At 64.9% G+C, this 12,899-nt stretch carries 13 protein-coding genes; 6 read left to right on the forward strand and 7 right to left on the reverse strand.

What is annotated here, in order from left to right; genetic code table 11:
- Positions 1-540 precede the first annotated feature (540 nt).
- Positions 541-1,173 carry a hypothetical protein gene (locus tag ACFXHE_RS15645; protein WP_379383530.1) on the reverse strand — a complete coding sequence of 211 codons (633 nt, stop codon included), beginning with the start codon at positions 1,171-1,173 and terminating at the stop codon, positions 541-543.
- 318 nt (positions 1,174-1,491) lie between these two features.
- On the opposite strand from ACFXHE_RS15645, the gene ACFXHE_RS15650 reads away from it, so the two are divergent.
- A complete protein-coding gene (locus tag ACFXHE_RS15650; protein ID WP_379383532.1) occupies positions 1,492-1,896 on the forward strand; it encodes a nitroreductase/quinone reductase family protein in 405 nt (134 codons plus the stop codon).
- Between the two features lie 356 nt (positions 1,897-2,252).
- On the opposite strand, the gene ACFXHE_RS15655 is transcribed toward ACFXHE_RS15650, so the two are convergent.
- A complete protein-coding gene (locus tag ACFXHE_RS15655) occupies positions 2,253-3,380 on the reverse strand; it encodes an NADH:flavin oxidoreductase (protein ID WP_379383534.1) in 1,128 nt (375 codons plus the stop codon).
- Between the two features lie 115 nt (positions 3,381-3,495).
- On the opposite strand from ACFXHE_RS15655, the gene ACFXHE_RS15660 reads away from it, so the two are divergent.
- Positions 3,496-3,939 carry a MarR family winged helix-turn-helix transcriptional regulator gene (locus ACFXHE_RS15660; RefSeq protein WP_379383536.1) on the forward strand — a complete coding sequence of 148 codons (444 nt, stop codon included), beginning with the start codon at positions 3,496-3,498 and terminating at the stop codon, positions 3,937-3,939.
- 774 nt (positions 3,940-4,713) lie between these two features.
- Here ACFXHE_RS15660 and ACFXHE_RS15665 read toward each other — a convergent pair.
- On the reverse strand, positions 4,714-5,097 hold the full coding sequence (locus ACFXHE_RS15665) for a limonene-1,2-epoxide hydrolase family protein (RefSeq protein ID WP_379383538.1): 384 nt from the start codon (positions 5,095-5,097) through the stop codon (positions 4,714-4,716).
- A gap of 498 nt (positions 5,098-5,595) precedes the next feature.
- On the opposite strand from ACFXHE_RS15665, the gene ACFXHE_RS15670 reads away from it, so the two are divergent.
- A complete protein-coding gene (locus ACFXHE_RS15670; protein WP_379384160.1) occupies positions 5,596-5,988 on the forward strand; it encodes a response regulator transcription factor in 393 nt (130 codons plus the stop codon).
- Between the two features lie 241 nt (positions 5,989-6,229).
- The gene (locus ACFXHE_RS15675; RefSeq protein WP_379383540.1) at positions 6,230-6,787 is read left to right on the forward strand and encodes a hypothetical protein; all 558 of its coding nucleotides are present in this window, start codon (positions 6,230-6,232) and stop codon (positions 6,785-6,787) included.
- A gap of 396 nt (positions 6,788-7,183) precedes the next feature.
- On the opposite strand, the gene ACFXHE_RS15680 is transcribed toward ACFXHE_RS15675, so the two are convergent.
- The 4 genes from ACFXHE_RS15680 to ACFXHE_RS15695 form a co-directional block, all read right to left on the reverse strand.
- Positions 7,184-7,720, reverse strand: coding sequence for a hypothetical protein (locus tag ACFXHE_RS15680; RefSeq protein ID WP_379383542.1), 537 nt, complete (start codon positions 7,718-7,720; stop codon positions 7,184-7,186).
- Between the two features lie 402 nt (positions 7,721-8,122).
- Positions 8,123-8,899 (reverse strand): SDR family oxidoreductase, encoded by a 777-nt coding sequence (locus ACFXHE_RS15685; protein WP_379383544.1) that lies wholly within the window; start codon positions 8,897-8,899, stop codon positions 8,123-8,125.
- A 70-nt stretch (positions 8,900-8,969) separates the two neighbouring features.
- The gene (locus tag ACFXHE_RS15690; protein WP_379383546.1) at positions 8,970-9,296 is read right to left on the reverse strand and encodes a YciI family protein; all 327 of its coding nucleotides are present in this window, start codon (positions 9,294-9,296) and stop codon (positions 8,970-8,972) included.
- Positions 9,297-9,329: 33 nt separating this feature from the next.
- On the reverse strand, positions 9,330-9,473 hold the full coding sequence (locus ACFXHE_RS15695; RefSeq protein ID WP_379383548.1) for a hypothetical protein: 144 nt from the start codon (positions 9,471-9,473) through the stop codon (positions 9,330-9,332).
- Positions 9,474-9,581: 108 nt separating this feature from the next.
- Between ACFXHE_RS15695 and ligA the strand changes: the two genes are divergently transcribed.
- Together ligA and ACFXHE_RS15705 are read left to right on the forward strand one after the other, a co-directional pair.
- Entirely contained in the window at positions 9,582-11,573 is a 1,992-nt protein-coding gene (gene ligA, locus ACFXHE_RS15700; RefSeq protein WP_379383550.1) for an NAD-dependent DNA ligase LigA, read from the forward strand.
- Between the two features lie 1,027 nt (positions 11,574-12,600).
- A complete protein-coding gene (locus ACFXHE_RS15705) occupies positions 12,601-12,810 on the forward strand; it encodes a DUF397 domain-containing protein (protein WP_379384162.1) in 210 nt (69 codons plus the stop codon).
- Positions 12,811-12,899: the final 89 nt, after the last annotated feature.

A 12,899-nucleotide genomic window follows, 5' to 3' on the forward strand; every position in this document is an offset into this window, starting at 1 on the left:
AAGTCCGTCCACAGGTTTGCATTGTAGCCATCCGGCCGAATCCTCACTTCAGCGGCGAATTGGACTCTGCCGAGCAGTGTTTCGACCTTGTCCGCGAAGGTGCAGATATGCGCGTCCAGTGCTGAGGGGTGAGCGTACGGACCGCACCGAGGAGCCATCCGGCGAACAGCAACCCCGAAGTGTTCGGGCCGGGGCCTGGAAGATCAGCTGGGACTACCGATCTGAGCCTCGCCGAACACACCATATTGCCGAGTTTCGGACAACCGGTGCAATCCCGCACAATCCGTTGTAGAACAGCAGTTTCGCGCCAATTCCTCAGCTGTAGTGCGCGTTTAGAACGGCTGGGTTGTCCGGTTCATGAGCGCATGGCAGCGTGCTCTTCTGCCGCATGCCGCGCTGACCGAACCGGCCACCGTGAGGCGCCGGCGCGGGGCATCGGAAGATCAACTGGCCGTACCGATCCGACGCCGGCGGAACGTCCGCAACTGCCGATTACCGTCCTCGCCGCCCGGCATTGCGGTGCATTCGGCTCCATGTCAGCTACAGCACGCTCACGCCTTTTGGATAGCGACCGTTCAGGGCGTCTGTTGCGGCTTCGGCGATGTACTGGCGGCTGTCTTGCGAGCATCGGGTCAGAAACGCCCGTACGCGAGGCCCGGTCCAACCGGCTGCTGCGACCGCGGGCCAGTACGCCAGGGACTTGTGGTTGAGATCGTGGAAATTGGCCTCGGCGTAGTCGAGGACGGCGTCTACGGCGGTGTCGGGGAATTTCAGTCGCAGCATCGCGACTGCGCGCAGCGCGCCGTCAGCGAGGAGCTCGACGTCTTGTCGCAGGCACCACAGGGTGGGAGCCGGGTCGTTGTCGACGTCGCACCCCAGCCGGACGATGGCGTCGCCGAGGGCAGTGTTGACCATCGTTGCCGAGCGGGGTTGCAGCGCCAGTTCTTTCAACAGTTCGACATCTCCGCGGCTGCCGGTCATTCCCAGCGCCATGATCAATTGGTACTGCGTTTCCCAGGTGCGTTTGTCCAGCAGTTCGCGTTCGAGCGCGGTGCGGACCTGAGCCGCTGTTGTCGGGTCCGCGAGCGCGCGTAGCCGTTTCGCGCCGCGTCGCCGTCGCGCCGAGATCGAGTCGCTCAGTAGCGCCAATGCCTCATTGCGTGTAAGCGTCATCCAGTTCGGCCTATCCGTGTTTCACAGGTTGTCGATCCATCGCGGATAGTGCCATACCAGTGCGACAGGGACGCATTGCTTCTCCTCCGTGGATATCCGCACATGCCGCATACCGCGCGCTGACCGAACCGGCCAGCGCGGGGCATCGGAAGATCAACTGGCCGTGCCGATCCGAGGCCGGCGGAACGTCCGCTGCTGCCGAGTTGGGGACGCTATTGCTTGTGCGACATACAGCGCTGGTGGTCACGTCCAACGCCAGGCCCTTTGCTTCCAATACAGTGACACGGGCGACAACAACAAGATCGTTAGGGGAGCACGATGGACATCCAGGAAATGAATCGCGCCTTGATCAAGCAGTTCCGTGCAGGCGCCCCGCTCGCGGGCATGGATCGCAACACCATCTTGCTGCTCACCACCATCGGCCGTAGGTCCGGTCGACCGCATACCGTTCCGGTGATGTTCCATCGAGATGGCGACCGGCTGCTCAGCATCGGCGGGAATCTCGGAGCCCCGACGAACCCACACTGGTATCTGAACTTGGTTGCTGAGCCGAAGGTGACTGTCGAGGTGGCCGACGGGTCGTACGACGCGACGGCGCGGCCGCTCGAAGGCGATGAGCGCGACCAAGTCTGGGCGATGCTGGAGCGCACTTACCCTGCCCTTGCCGAGGAATGGCGCAAGGTCGACCGCGCTATCCCGGTTGTCGCACTGACGAAGAGCTGACGATATCGGCCGATCAGCGCCGCGACCACCGGCAGAACGTCCGCTTCTGCCGCATACCGCGCCCACCGAACCGGCCAACGCAGTGCGGCGGAAGATCAACCGGCGGTAGCCCTCCGAGCCGGCCGAACGCACGATCATGCCGAGTTGAGTGCGTTCACGCGCTTCGTAACGCCCGTAAGTTGCTGCCCGACAACAACTTCGGCTGGCACAGCTCCAGCCGTCGAGTAGGCCCAGGATTCAGGACTGGGCGGAGAGGGCGACGTGGAGCACCGCCGACGTGACGCATCCGTGGCGGATGCACCAACCGACGACACGGAGTCGCCCACCAGCTCGTGACGCGTCGCTACCGCCGACGGCTAGCGCAGTGTTTTCAGTGCCGCCGCGTCGTACGGCTTCAGCTCGTCGATCCGCCCCGCCAGGACCTTGGATGCCCACTCCGGGTCCTGGAGCAGGGCTCGGCCGACGGCGACCAAATCGAATTCGTCACGCTCCAGCCGATCGAGGAGGTTGTCGAGGCTGCCGAGTTCGGCGCCCTCGCCGGTGAACGCACGCAGGAAGTCGCCGTCGAGGCCGACCGAACCGACGGTGATGGTGGGCTTGCCGGTGAGCTTCTTGGTCCAGCCGGCCAGGTTCAGGTCCGAGCCCTCGAATTCCGGGAGCCAATAGCGGCGGGTGGAGGCATGGAAGGCATCTACGCCGGCCGCGGCGAGCGGGGCCAGGATCGCTTCCAGCTGCTGCGGGGTCTCGACGAGCCGCGCGTCGTAGGCCTCCTGCTTCCACTGCGAGTAGCGGAAGATCACCGGGAACCCGGGTGAAACGACCGCCCGGATCGCCGCCACGATCTCGGCCGCGAACTTCGTCCGGGCCACGGAATCGCCACCGTAGGCATCGGTTCGGCGGTTCGTCCGTTCCCACAGGAACTGGTCGAGGAGATAGCCGTGGGCGCCGTGCACTTCGACGCCGTCGAAGCCGATGCGCTCGGCGGCCGCGGCGGCATCCGCGAAGGCGCCGATGACGTCGTCCAGGTCACGCTGGGTCATCGCCTTGCCGGTGCCCTCGGTGCCGTCGACGCGAATGCCGGAGGGGCCGACGGCGGGGGCATCGGCGTAGGGCTCCTCGCCATGCTTGCGGACCATGCCGATGTGCCACAGCTGCGGCACGATCGTGCCGCCTGCGGCGTGCACGTCCGCAGCCACCTTCGCCCACCCCGCCAACTGCTCTTCCCCGTGGAATCGCGGCACCCGATCACTCTGCCCGGCCGAATCGTGGCCGACGTAGGTCCCCTCGGTGACGATCAGCCCTACGCCGGCGGCAGCGCGGCGGGCGTAGTAGGCGCGGACGTCCTCTCCGGGAACGCCGCCGGGGGAGAACATGCGCGTCATCGGCGCCATCACAATGCGGTTCGGAACAGTCAGTCCGTTCAGCGTGACGGGCCGTGACAGAACCTGAGCCGTGCGGGCGGCGTCGGACGCGGTGACGGTCACTGGACACTCCTCGTGGTTACTTGCCAACCTAGATGGTTGAGAACTTCAAGCAATATGGCAAACGCTAGTGGTGAATATTTGAGGTAGTCAAGTTTCTGTGGATAGGCTGGTTCATATGGCAGCAGCTCCCCGCGTCGACACCGCTCAGCTCATGGAGCTGCTCTCGGTGTCGCTCGGCGCCTACTACGGAGACTTCACGCTCGCGGCGGCGAGCGAGAACCTCACCGCGAGTCAGGGCAAGGCACTGATCGTGCTGCGCCGAGGCCCGATTGCGATGCGCGCCTTGGCCCAGATCATGGCCTGCGATGCCTCGAACGTGACAGGGATCATCGACCGGCTGGAGAAGCGCGCCCTCGTGCGGCGCGAGGCCAGCGCCTCCGACCGGCGCGTCACGAACCTCGTCATCACGGTCGAGGGCGAGCAGGTCACCGACACCATCCGAGCGAAGATGCACACCACTCGAGAGGGCCTGAACAGCCTCAGCGCCGAGGACCAGGACCGCCTGTACGCCCTACTGGAACGGGTCTTCGTCTCCCGGCTCGCCGCCCCGCCGGAGTGACCCACGACGGTCTCACCGGCCGGTATCCATCAACGGCTCGCCGTCGCGGGCTTCCTTCCGATCATGGTGGAGGTCAGCTCACCGGGTGGTGAGCTCTACGATGCGACATTCGAAGTTTTCATTCGCTCGAGTTCGCACTGCAAGATCGAGGTGGACCTAGGTGGGAGACAATCGTTTTCCTCGTTGAGCTGCGCGAATTACATTGCTGGATACCGCATTTGCATCGGTATGCTTCGACTCCACGTCGGCCTGCCCGAACGATGACCGCTACAGTCCACGGTCGTGGACCAGCCTCGGGAAGTATCAGCACCACCGGCGATCTTTCGATCTTCGTGGGTCCGTTGGGTAGAGATGTTGTCGTTGGGTCTGTTAGGGATCGCGGGCGGCTGGTTGCTACTCGTGACGACCACGACCCCCGGCTCGCGGCTGACGTTCCCCGTGGTGGCGCCGATCGTCGTGGGAATCCTTTCTCTTCTCGTCGGACTGGACCGCATCGTCCGTCCCTCACCCGAGGTGGCAGTCGACGATCGGGGCGTGACGTTCAGCCCCTTCGGCCGAATTCCGTGGGCTGCGATATCGCGTATCCATCTGATTACCGCCCATGGCAGAACGCACTATTCTGCCGCTGACCGTGCTGACCGAACCAGCCAGCACGGGGCGTCGGAAGATCAACTGGCAGAACGCCATACAGCCGCCAGCAGTGCACGCTATTGCCGAATACGAATTCGGTAGTAATCGCCGAAAATCCGACCAAGTTCGGGCAGCCGACCGGAGTCATCCCATCCGGCTGGTGAACTGGTTCAGGTCGAAATAGTCTCGCCAGGCGCTGATCCTGCCGTCCCTGACCTCGAAGGTCCCCATGACCGGGAGCTCGAAAGACCTGTCGGGGAGCGTGAAGACGTCCACCCGCTCGGTCATCACGACCGGACCACTGGCTGCGATGTTGACGATGCGGAAGTCGATGCCCATGATGCCTGGCGCGCCAGGGCGGATGAACGAGGCGATGTTGTCGGCGATCGCTTCCCTGCCAGTGACCGGTGCCATCGGGATGTTGTGGTAGACCGCGTCGTCTGTGAAGAATGCGGCGAGGTCACTGACCCCGGCATCGTCGGACCATGCCGCGCAGAACCTGCGCACTACCTCGATCGGGCTGTCCATCGGGCTCCCTCCTGCGCAATGATCAGATCATATGTCACGCCCTCCATGGCCCCAACCGCCGAACGCACTTGAATGCCGCTACTCGAGCCTTCAGGCCGGGCACCCCGCGGTCGGTGTCCGCGCTGAGGCGCACGGGATGATCAATTGATGCAGTCCTACGAGTGCGCGTTCTGCAGCGATACGGTCCACTACACGAGCGTTGGGTTTCGTGTTCTAACAGTCCGCTAGCCGAATGTTGCACATTGGCGGAGCGCGCCGGCGGTAATGGAATGCCAGGGAATGGACCTGGTCATGTGAACGCTATGAAAACAGTTCACAGATGCATTGCTGAGAGGTTGCGGATTGACATAGTGTCATAGTCAGTCGATCGCGGTACCGACATTGCGAGCGCAGGATCGCCTCTATTCAGCTCCATGACGCTGCGGATTCGACGGTCGGGGACCCGTCTGCGAAGGATCCAACATTAGCCAATTCCCGCGCTCTGCAACAGAATCAACGCTGCCGCCGACCGCTGCGGCTGGGCCCAGCAAGGTCCTTGTCGTCGAGAGCAACCCGGCGATGGCAGAGATCGAGGTACTCGTGCTGGCCAACGCCGGTCATGAGGTGATCTCTGCCCCCAACGCGCAGTGCGCTTTGAACCTGGCTCGGCGATGGAATCCGGACCTGGTGCTGCTCGAGCTGGACCTGCCGGACTTGCCGGGCGCGCATCTGTGCCGGCAGCTGTGGAAGCGTTCACCGATTCCGATCATCGCGGTCTCCCTCGATGGCGATCCCGATGCCATCGGTGACGCCTACGCGGCCGGTGCGTGTGACTACCTGCCCAAACCGCTCAGAAGCGGTGAATTGCTCGACCACATCCGTGTCCATCTCACGGCACCGCAGGTGGCCTGAAACATCAACCAGTTCGGCCATATTGCCAGCCAACCTGGTCTACACCCCGTATCCGGTAGAGGGCCGCGCTCGGGCCACCCGGCGCCGCGGGCCTTCTCGTCGATGGCGGCGTTGATGACGTCGTAGGCACTCATGGACCGACAGTGCGCCTCCACCGGCGGCCGGCTCGGGTACGGGCGTCGGTCCCTGGTGGCAGGATGCGGGTGTGGGTGACTATTTCGAACGAATCGTCGACCTCGATGTGACCTCGGCGGACGCGAGCACGTTGGCCGAGCGCATGGTGGACTGGATGGTATCGAGGCGATGGCTGCTTCGGGAGACTTCACGCGACGCGATGTACAGCCTCCAGGTCGACGAAGGCTATGTGCCAGGCCCCGACTGGCTGCAGATCACCCAGGAATGGGGCGCCGACTGGATCCCCGGCCCCGTTGCCGTCATCGTCGGACGCCACGACCACTATGCCGGACAGGGCGGCATCGAACCGGCCTCCTCGGTATGCCCACGCTGCCAGGACACCACCGTGATCATCGACTACCCGCAGCAATGGGAAGCCGATCCCGCTGTGTGGCAGCCGTTCTCGGACGCCATCAACGCTTGGAAACAAACAGGCACCGGCGCAGCAATCTGCCCCTCCTGCACCACGCCGAGCCCCATCACCACCTGGCAATGGGCCGACAACTTCGCTCTAGGCAGCCTCGCCTTCGACTTCTGGGGTTGGCCGCCCCTCACCGCGGATTTCATCACCGAATTCGCCGGCCAACTCGGGCACCGAATCGAACACCACACCGGCAAGTTCTGAACATGTCGCGCTGACCGAACCGGCCAGCGCGGGGCGTCGGCGGCCGGAACCAGGTGCGCGGGAGGTGGGGTATTCGCGAACGAGGGCCTGAGCTCCTAACCCCATGTCACCGATCAGCACGCGACCTACGGAGCGTGATTGAATGCGGCCCGTTGCCTGCGGTGCCGTGTTGCAGCCCATGGGATTCGGAAGGCCGTGCTGATGGTCGACGCGAGCAAGTGCGCTGCGGCAGGCGGCTATGCACCGGCTCGCCCAGTTGTCCGAGCAGGGCAGCTTGTTCAGCGATCATGTCCGGCTGGCCGCCGGGACGCTGGGCGTCACCGAACGCACGGTGTGGCGGTGGCTGTCCGCGCGCAGGTTGAGAACTCCTCCGGCGCAGCGGGGAAATCGTCAGTCTTAGTCCGCGGCGATTCCGCCTCCGCCCCATTTCCGGAACCACCAAGGTCTTGGTCGCGGTGGAAGCTCGTACGATTCCGGTGACCCCCGCCGAACAAATTCCGCACGGTGAAATTTTACGTAATCAAAGGCTTCTTGGGCCGGCTTCATTGCCACGGCAGTGACGAAAATGAGAACTAGGACGACAGTAGAGTCCAGTAATAGAAACATCCCTGACGCCGACGCCGCCCGGGAGATAAAGGCAAAAACGCTGCCCGTCAATGCGCCATAAAGCAGGTAACTGGCCATTAATAGGCCCCGCTCGTGAGGGACCTTATAGATCGCTGCCATCTGCGTCGCCAGACGCTCAACCTGGTCGAGAAGCACCGCACGCTGTCCGGGAAATCGGTCTCTATCAAGGTCCTTCACCAGGTCCAGTAGTTTCTTGATCCGCCAGCCTCGGTAAGTTCCGGGGCCGACTAACGCAGCGAGAAGGCCAACAACGCCAGCTATACACGCACCGGCAACCGGTGGAACAAGCAGTTTCAGCCAGTCCATGCAGAAAAGGTAATTAATGCTGCAAAGCCGGGGCGTAAGGCGCGCCGACGGTGTGACCACTCCACAAGAGCGCTAGGTGGCTGGTGACGAATGGCGGAACACCAGCCACTGGGGCGGATTCATCGACTTCGACGCATCACAAGATCCGGTGATGGGCCGGATCATCGGTTCTCCTCGAATTGATGGGCAGGTCGGCTGCCTCTGCCGGGGCCGCGGTGGACCTGCATGAAACGACGAGAAGGCCGACACGCCTTGGCGATTCGAGCGAGAAGGCGTCGAACGGGCTGAGTGGTCTCGGTTCAACGGATCGGGTGAATGTGCTTCCGGCGCAACGGCTTCCGTTGCTCCGGAGGCGAGCTACCGATCGGCGGTGCTGCGAATGCCGCTTCCCGGCGAGCGCGATTATCTCTGGCCGCCGGCGGCCTCGACCGTGGTGCCGGTGAGGTAGGAGGCGTCGGGGGAGAGTAAGAACGCAGCGACCGCGGCGATTTCATGGGGTTCGGCTAGGCGCCCGAGCGCGCTCATCGATTTGATGACCGCCTCGGCGGGCGCGTCGCGCAGCGCCCGCGGGATGTAGCGGCTCGCCACTTCGGCAGCCATGTCGGTGGCGGTGCCACCCGGGGCGATCGCGTTGATCGAGATGCCGCGCTCGGCGAGTTCGGGCGCCAGGTTGAGTACCATCGCCGAGACCGCCGCCTTGCTGGCCGCATACAAGGTGTGCTGGTAGACACCGATGCGCGCGCTGATCGACGAGGTGAGCAGGATGCGCCCACCGCCGGTCATCACCGCGGCTGCCGCCTGAGTGGCAAACAGCTGGCCGGCCACATTGGTGCGAAACACTCGTTCGAAGTCCGCGGGAGTGATCGACTCCAGCGCTCCGAAATGCTCGATGCCCGCGTTGCTGGCCAAGATGTCCAGCCCGCCGAACGCCGCGACCACCTGATCGACCAGCACTCGGGTCTGGTCGGGGTCGCTGACGTCGGCGCGCAATGCCACTGCCTGGTAGCCCTTGTCGGTCAGCTCGGCGACGAGCGTGTCTGCGGACGACTGGTTCGAGACGTAATTGACCGCGACCGCGGCACCATCGGCGGCCAGCCGACGCGCGATCGCGGCCCCGATGCCGCGCCCGCCACCGGTAACCAGTGCGCGCTTGCCGGCCAGACGTGGAGAATCGCTCATGGTTCACTCCTCAACGAAATCGTTCGGACGAATGATTCGGCTCGAGAGCAGGACGGTTCGGTGTCTATCCCTACGCTCGCTCGGAACGGGTCATCGCCGTCAGCGTCTTGACGTCGAAACCGCCGATCCCAAGGATCTGGTGGACTTCCCATGGAATTACTTCGAAACCGCGATATCCGCGGGCGACGAACGGTTCTCGGCGGCACAGGTCATCGAGTTCGGCCCTGGACATATGCCCGAAGACGATGATTCCGAGTTCGCCGTCGAGGCTCGGGCCGGAAAACAACACCTTGCCGGCCAGTTGTTGCTCGCGCATCCAGGCCAGGTGATCGTCGAGGCTGCTGTCGGTCGCCGTGTCTCGATCGCCAAGCCATCGGTGCAACGTCAGGTACCACATTTCAGCCTCCTCGGTACTCAGGTGCGACCCCTGTCAACGGTGCGCCAGTTCACGCGCCGCAGACAACCCCCTGCCGCCGTACCGGGTCACCACCGGAGAGCCCTCGGACTCCAGCGAGCTGGACAAGCTCAGCCGGGAGCCCTTCGCCGTACTGCTCGTCTTCGAGATCGCCATCATGAAACCAACCTCTGAGGCAGACATCGTGCTCAGCCACGACGGCTGTCCGCATGGTGGTGACCTACTGCGGGTCCCTGGTGTCGGTGAGTGTCGGTAGCGTCGGGGGCCGTGGAAACTGGGGAACGTATCCAAGAACTCGCGGACCGGATCGCGGCGCTGCGTGACGCCTACTACCAGGGCTCGCCGCTGGTCGCGGACGCCGAGTACGACGCGGTCGAGGACGAGCTGCGTGGCCTGATCGAGGCGCATCCTGACCTCACGCCCGATCCGAATCCGCTGGAGCAGGTCGGCGCGCCCGCGGTGCTGCACGCCCCGACCCGGCACTCGCGTCCGATGCTGTCACTGGAGAAGGCGACCAAGCCCGAGCAGGTCGCGGCGTTCTTCGCCCGTTTTCCAGGGCAGCCGGTGGTGGTGATGCCGAAGCTCGACGGGTTGTCGCTGGCCCTGGTCTTCGAGGACGGGCGGCTGGTGCGTGCGGTGACGCGGGGTGACGGCACCACCGGTGACGATGTGACCGTGCTGGTCCGCGCGTTGGTCGATGGTGTTCCCGAGCGCATCGATGTCCCGGGGCGGGTGGAGGTGCGGGGCGAGGCGGTGATGCTGCGGTCGACCTTCGCCGCCTACAACGCCGCGCATCCGGACAAGCCGCTGATCAATCCGCGTAACGCCGCTGCGGGCACGCTGCGGGCGAAGGACCCGGCCACGGTCGCCGAGCGGCGCCTGCAGTTCTTCGGCTTCGACTTGGACACCTCGCCCGACAGTGCTGCGGTCGACCTGGAGGAGGGGTTGCGGGCGTTGGGAATCGCGGGCGCACAGATGCGGCACTGCGCCGACGCCGAACAGGCGCAGACCGCGATCACCGCGATCGAGCAGAGCCGCAACGAGCTGGACTACGACCTCGACGGCGCGGTGCTGCGGCTGGCCGACCGCGGCGCCTACGCGGCGGCTGGGACTCGGTCGAACTCCCCGCGTGGTGCGCTGGCGTTCAAGTTCGCCGCCGAGGAGAAGACCACGGTGCTCGACGACGTGGTCTGGGATGTCGGCAAGACGGGCAAGATCGTCCCGGTCGCCTGGCTCGAGCCGGTGTTCGTGGGCGGCACCACGGTCACCAAGGCCACGCTGGCCAACCAGGAGGTGATCCGCGCCCGCGACATCAAGATCGGTGACACGGTGCTGGTGCGCCGCGCGGGCGACGTGATCCCGTTCGTGGCGGGCGTGCTCGACGCCTCCCAGCGCACGGGCACCGAGCGCGAGATCGTGCCGCCCACCGTGTGTCCGTCCTGCGGGCAGCCGGTGACCGAGCAGGGCAACAGCCGAGAACTGTTCTGCACCAACGTTTCCTGTCCCGCGCAGACGGTGCGCAGGCTCATCCACTGGGCGTCGCGCGCCGCCGCCGACATCGACGCCATCGGGCAGGTGTGGATCGAACGCCTCGCCGAGGCCGGCATCCTGGAGCGACCGTCGGACTTCTACACGCTGACCAAGGAACGCCTGCTCGAATTCGACCGCGTCGGCGAGATCTCGGCGCAGCGCATGATCGACTCGATCGACGCCAGCCGCCAGGTCGGCCTGCGCCGCGCACTGATCGGACTGGCCATCCCCATGGCCTCCGACGGCACCGCCGCGCGCCTGGCCCGAGCCGGGTTCGGCTCCCTGGAAGAGGTCGCCGACGCAGGCGAGGAACGCCTCGTGGCGGTCGAGGACATCGGCCCGAAAGTCGCTGCCTCCCTGGCCGCGCACCTCACCCGCCTACGCCCGGAACTGGCGCGGCTCCGAGCAGCCGGTGTCAGCCTGGATGTTCGGGAGGAAGACCTTCCCCCGGTCGTCGCGGCCGGCGCGCCCCTCGAAGGCAAAACGGTCGTGATCACCGGCGCCATCAGCGACCCGCGCTCCGGTGAGAAAGTCGCGCGCCCGACATTCCAACGCCTGTGCGAGAAAGCCGGCGCGACAGCCGCGTCGTCGGTCTCGGCCAACACCGACATGCTCATCACCGGTGGGGGAGTCGGTGAGGCCAAGTTGGCCAAGGCGGAGAAACTCGGTGTCGCGGTCGTCGACCAAGCAGAAATCTGGAATCTGCTCATCGCCGCGAAGGTCGTCTAGACCCTCCGATTGCGGGCGATGCGCGCTGCAGCATTACAGGCCGACCGGTTGTGCCAGACCGGCGACCTCCCGTGCCTACCAGGGTTCCCGAAATGCACGGCCGGAACGGATACGTGAAACTCGTTGGCACCGGCCGTACTTCGGTGCTGCCGGGAACACCCGGGCACTGTGCGGCGCACCGCGCGCGGCACCGCGCAGGAAATACACACCCCTCGCGTCACCGGTGGCGGACTTCAGACGCCCGTCACCCCGGTGACTCTCCGTAGGACCTCCGGTGCCCAGCGGTAGCGCTGGGCAGCGTATGCAGTGCCAGGGCATCCACGGTCCGGACGCCGCCTCCGCAGCGTCCGGGCCGTCCCCGCTCGCGGTATTCCCGGAACTGTTCCTCATTCGACGAAGCTCACCATTTTGCCGCATGCCGCGCAGTGGAATCGGCCACGTGGTTCGGTCGGAAGGTCAATGCTCCGAGGGCAACTCGGATGGGTGCTGGGTTGTCGGCAGCGGACGGAAGGGCCGCTTGCCCCGCTGACCGACCGGCGGGCCTGTGTCCGCGCGAGATCGACTCGCTGAGGGTGTCGGAACGGCGTTTGGTGCACGGGGCCGATCGTGCCTGCTGTTTGCCCGCGTCGGTCTGCTCTGTTACCGGGGTGGGGGTCTTGTCGATGCAGTATCTGGGTGTGGGTGGCCGGGTGCCGGTTCTGCGCTGGGTCTTGGTGGGTTCGAACCTACACGGTTGTGAACTGCGTCTTTCCGCTGATATCAGCCTGAACTGGCGGCTGGTAGCCCCGTAGTGGACTGCCTGCAGCAGATGCATCTCGTACCTGCGATCCGTGCGCCACGGTGGTTTGTCGGTGGGTCGCCGTAGAGTTGCGTTCATGAGCATTTCGATGTGTCGGCGCGCAGGCCGGGACGAATTCGGTTGCGCGGCCGGTGGTTCGGATAGCACTGTGTTTGTCGTAAGTGATTCGGACGAAGGGCCATGGGGAGTGGCCCTCCGGGGGAAGGAATGAATGCCATGAACCGCAATATGATTCGCGGGGAGCATCGCGGCCCGAGGTTCGCCAAGAGCAGTTTCAGTTACGGTGGCGGCGATTGCGTCGAGGTCGCGTACCACGAAGGCCGGATCGCATTGCGTGATTCCAAGGATCGGCACAGTCCGACACTGTGGTTCACGAAATCTGAGTGGCGAGCTTTCATGTCAGGTGTGCGGGCCGGCGAATTCGATTTCGGCCTCTGACGGGAAAGGTGGTGTGGTGCGTAAAGATGTGTCAACCGACCCCCCACCCAACCTGGCGGGACAAACCCACTACCCGGGCAAAAATGAGA

Origin of the sequence: Nocardia sp. NPDC059229, assembly GCF_042754165.1 — a bacterium.
In the GTDB taxonomy this organism is placed as follows: Bacteria; Actinomycetota; Actinomycetes; order Mycobacteriales; family Mycobacteriaceae; genus Nocardia.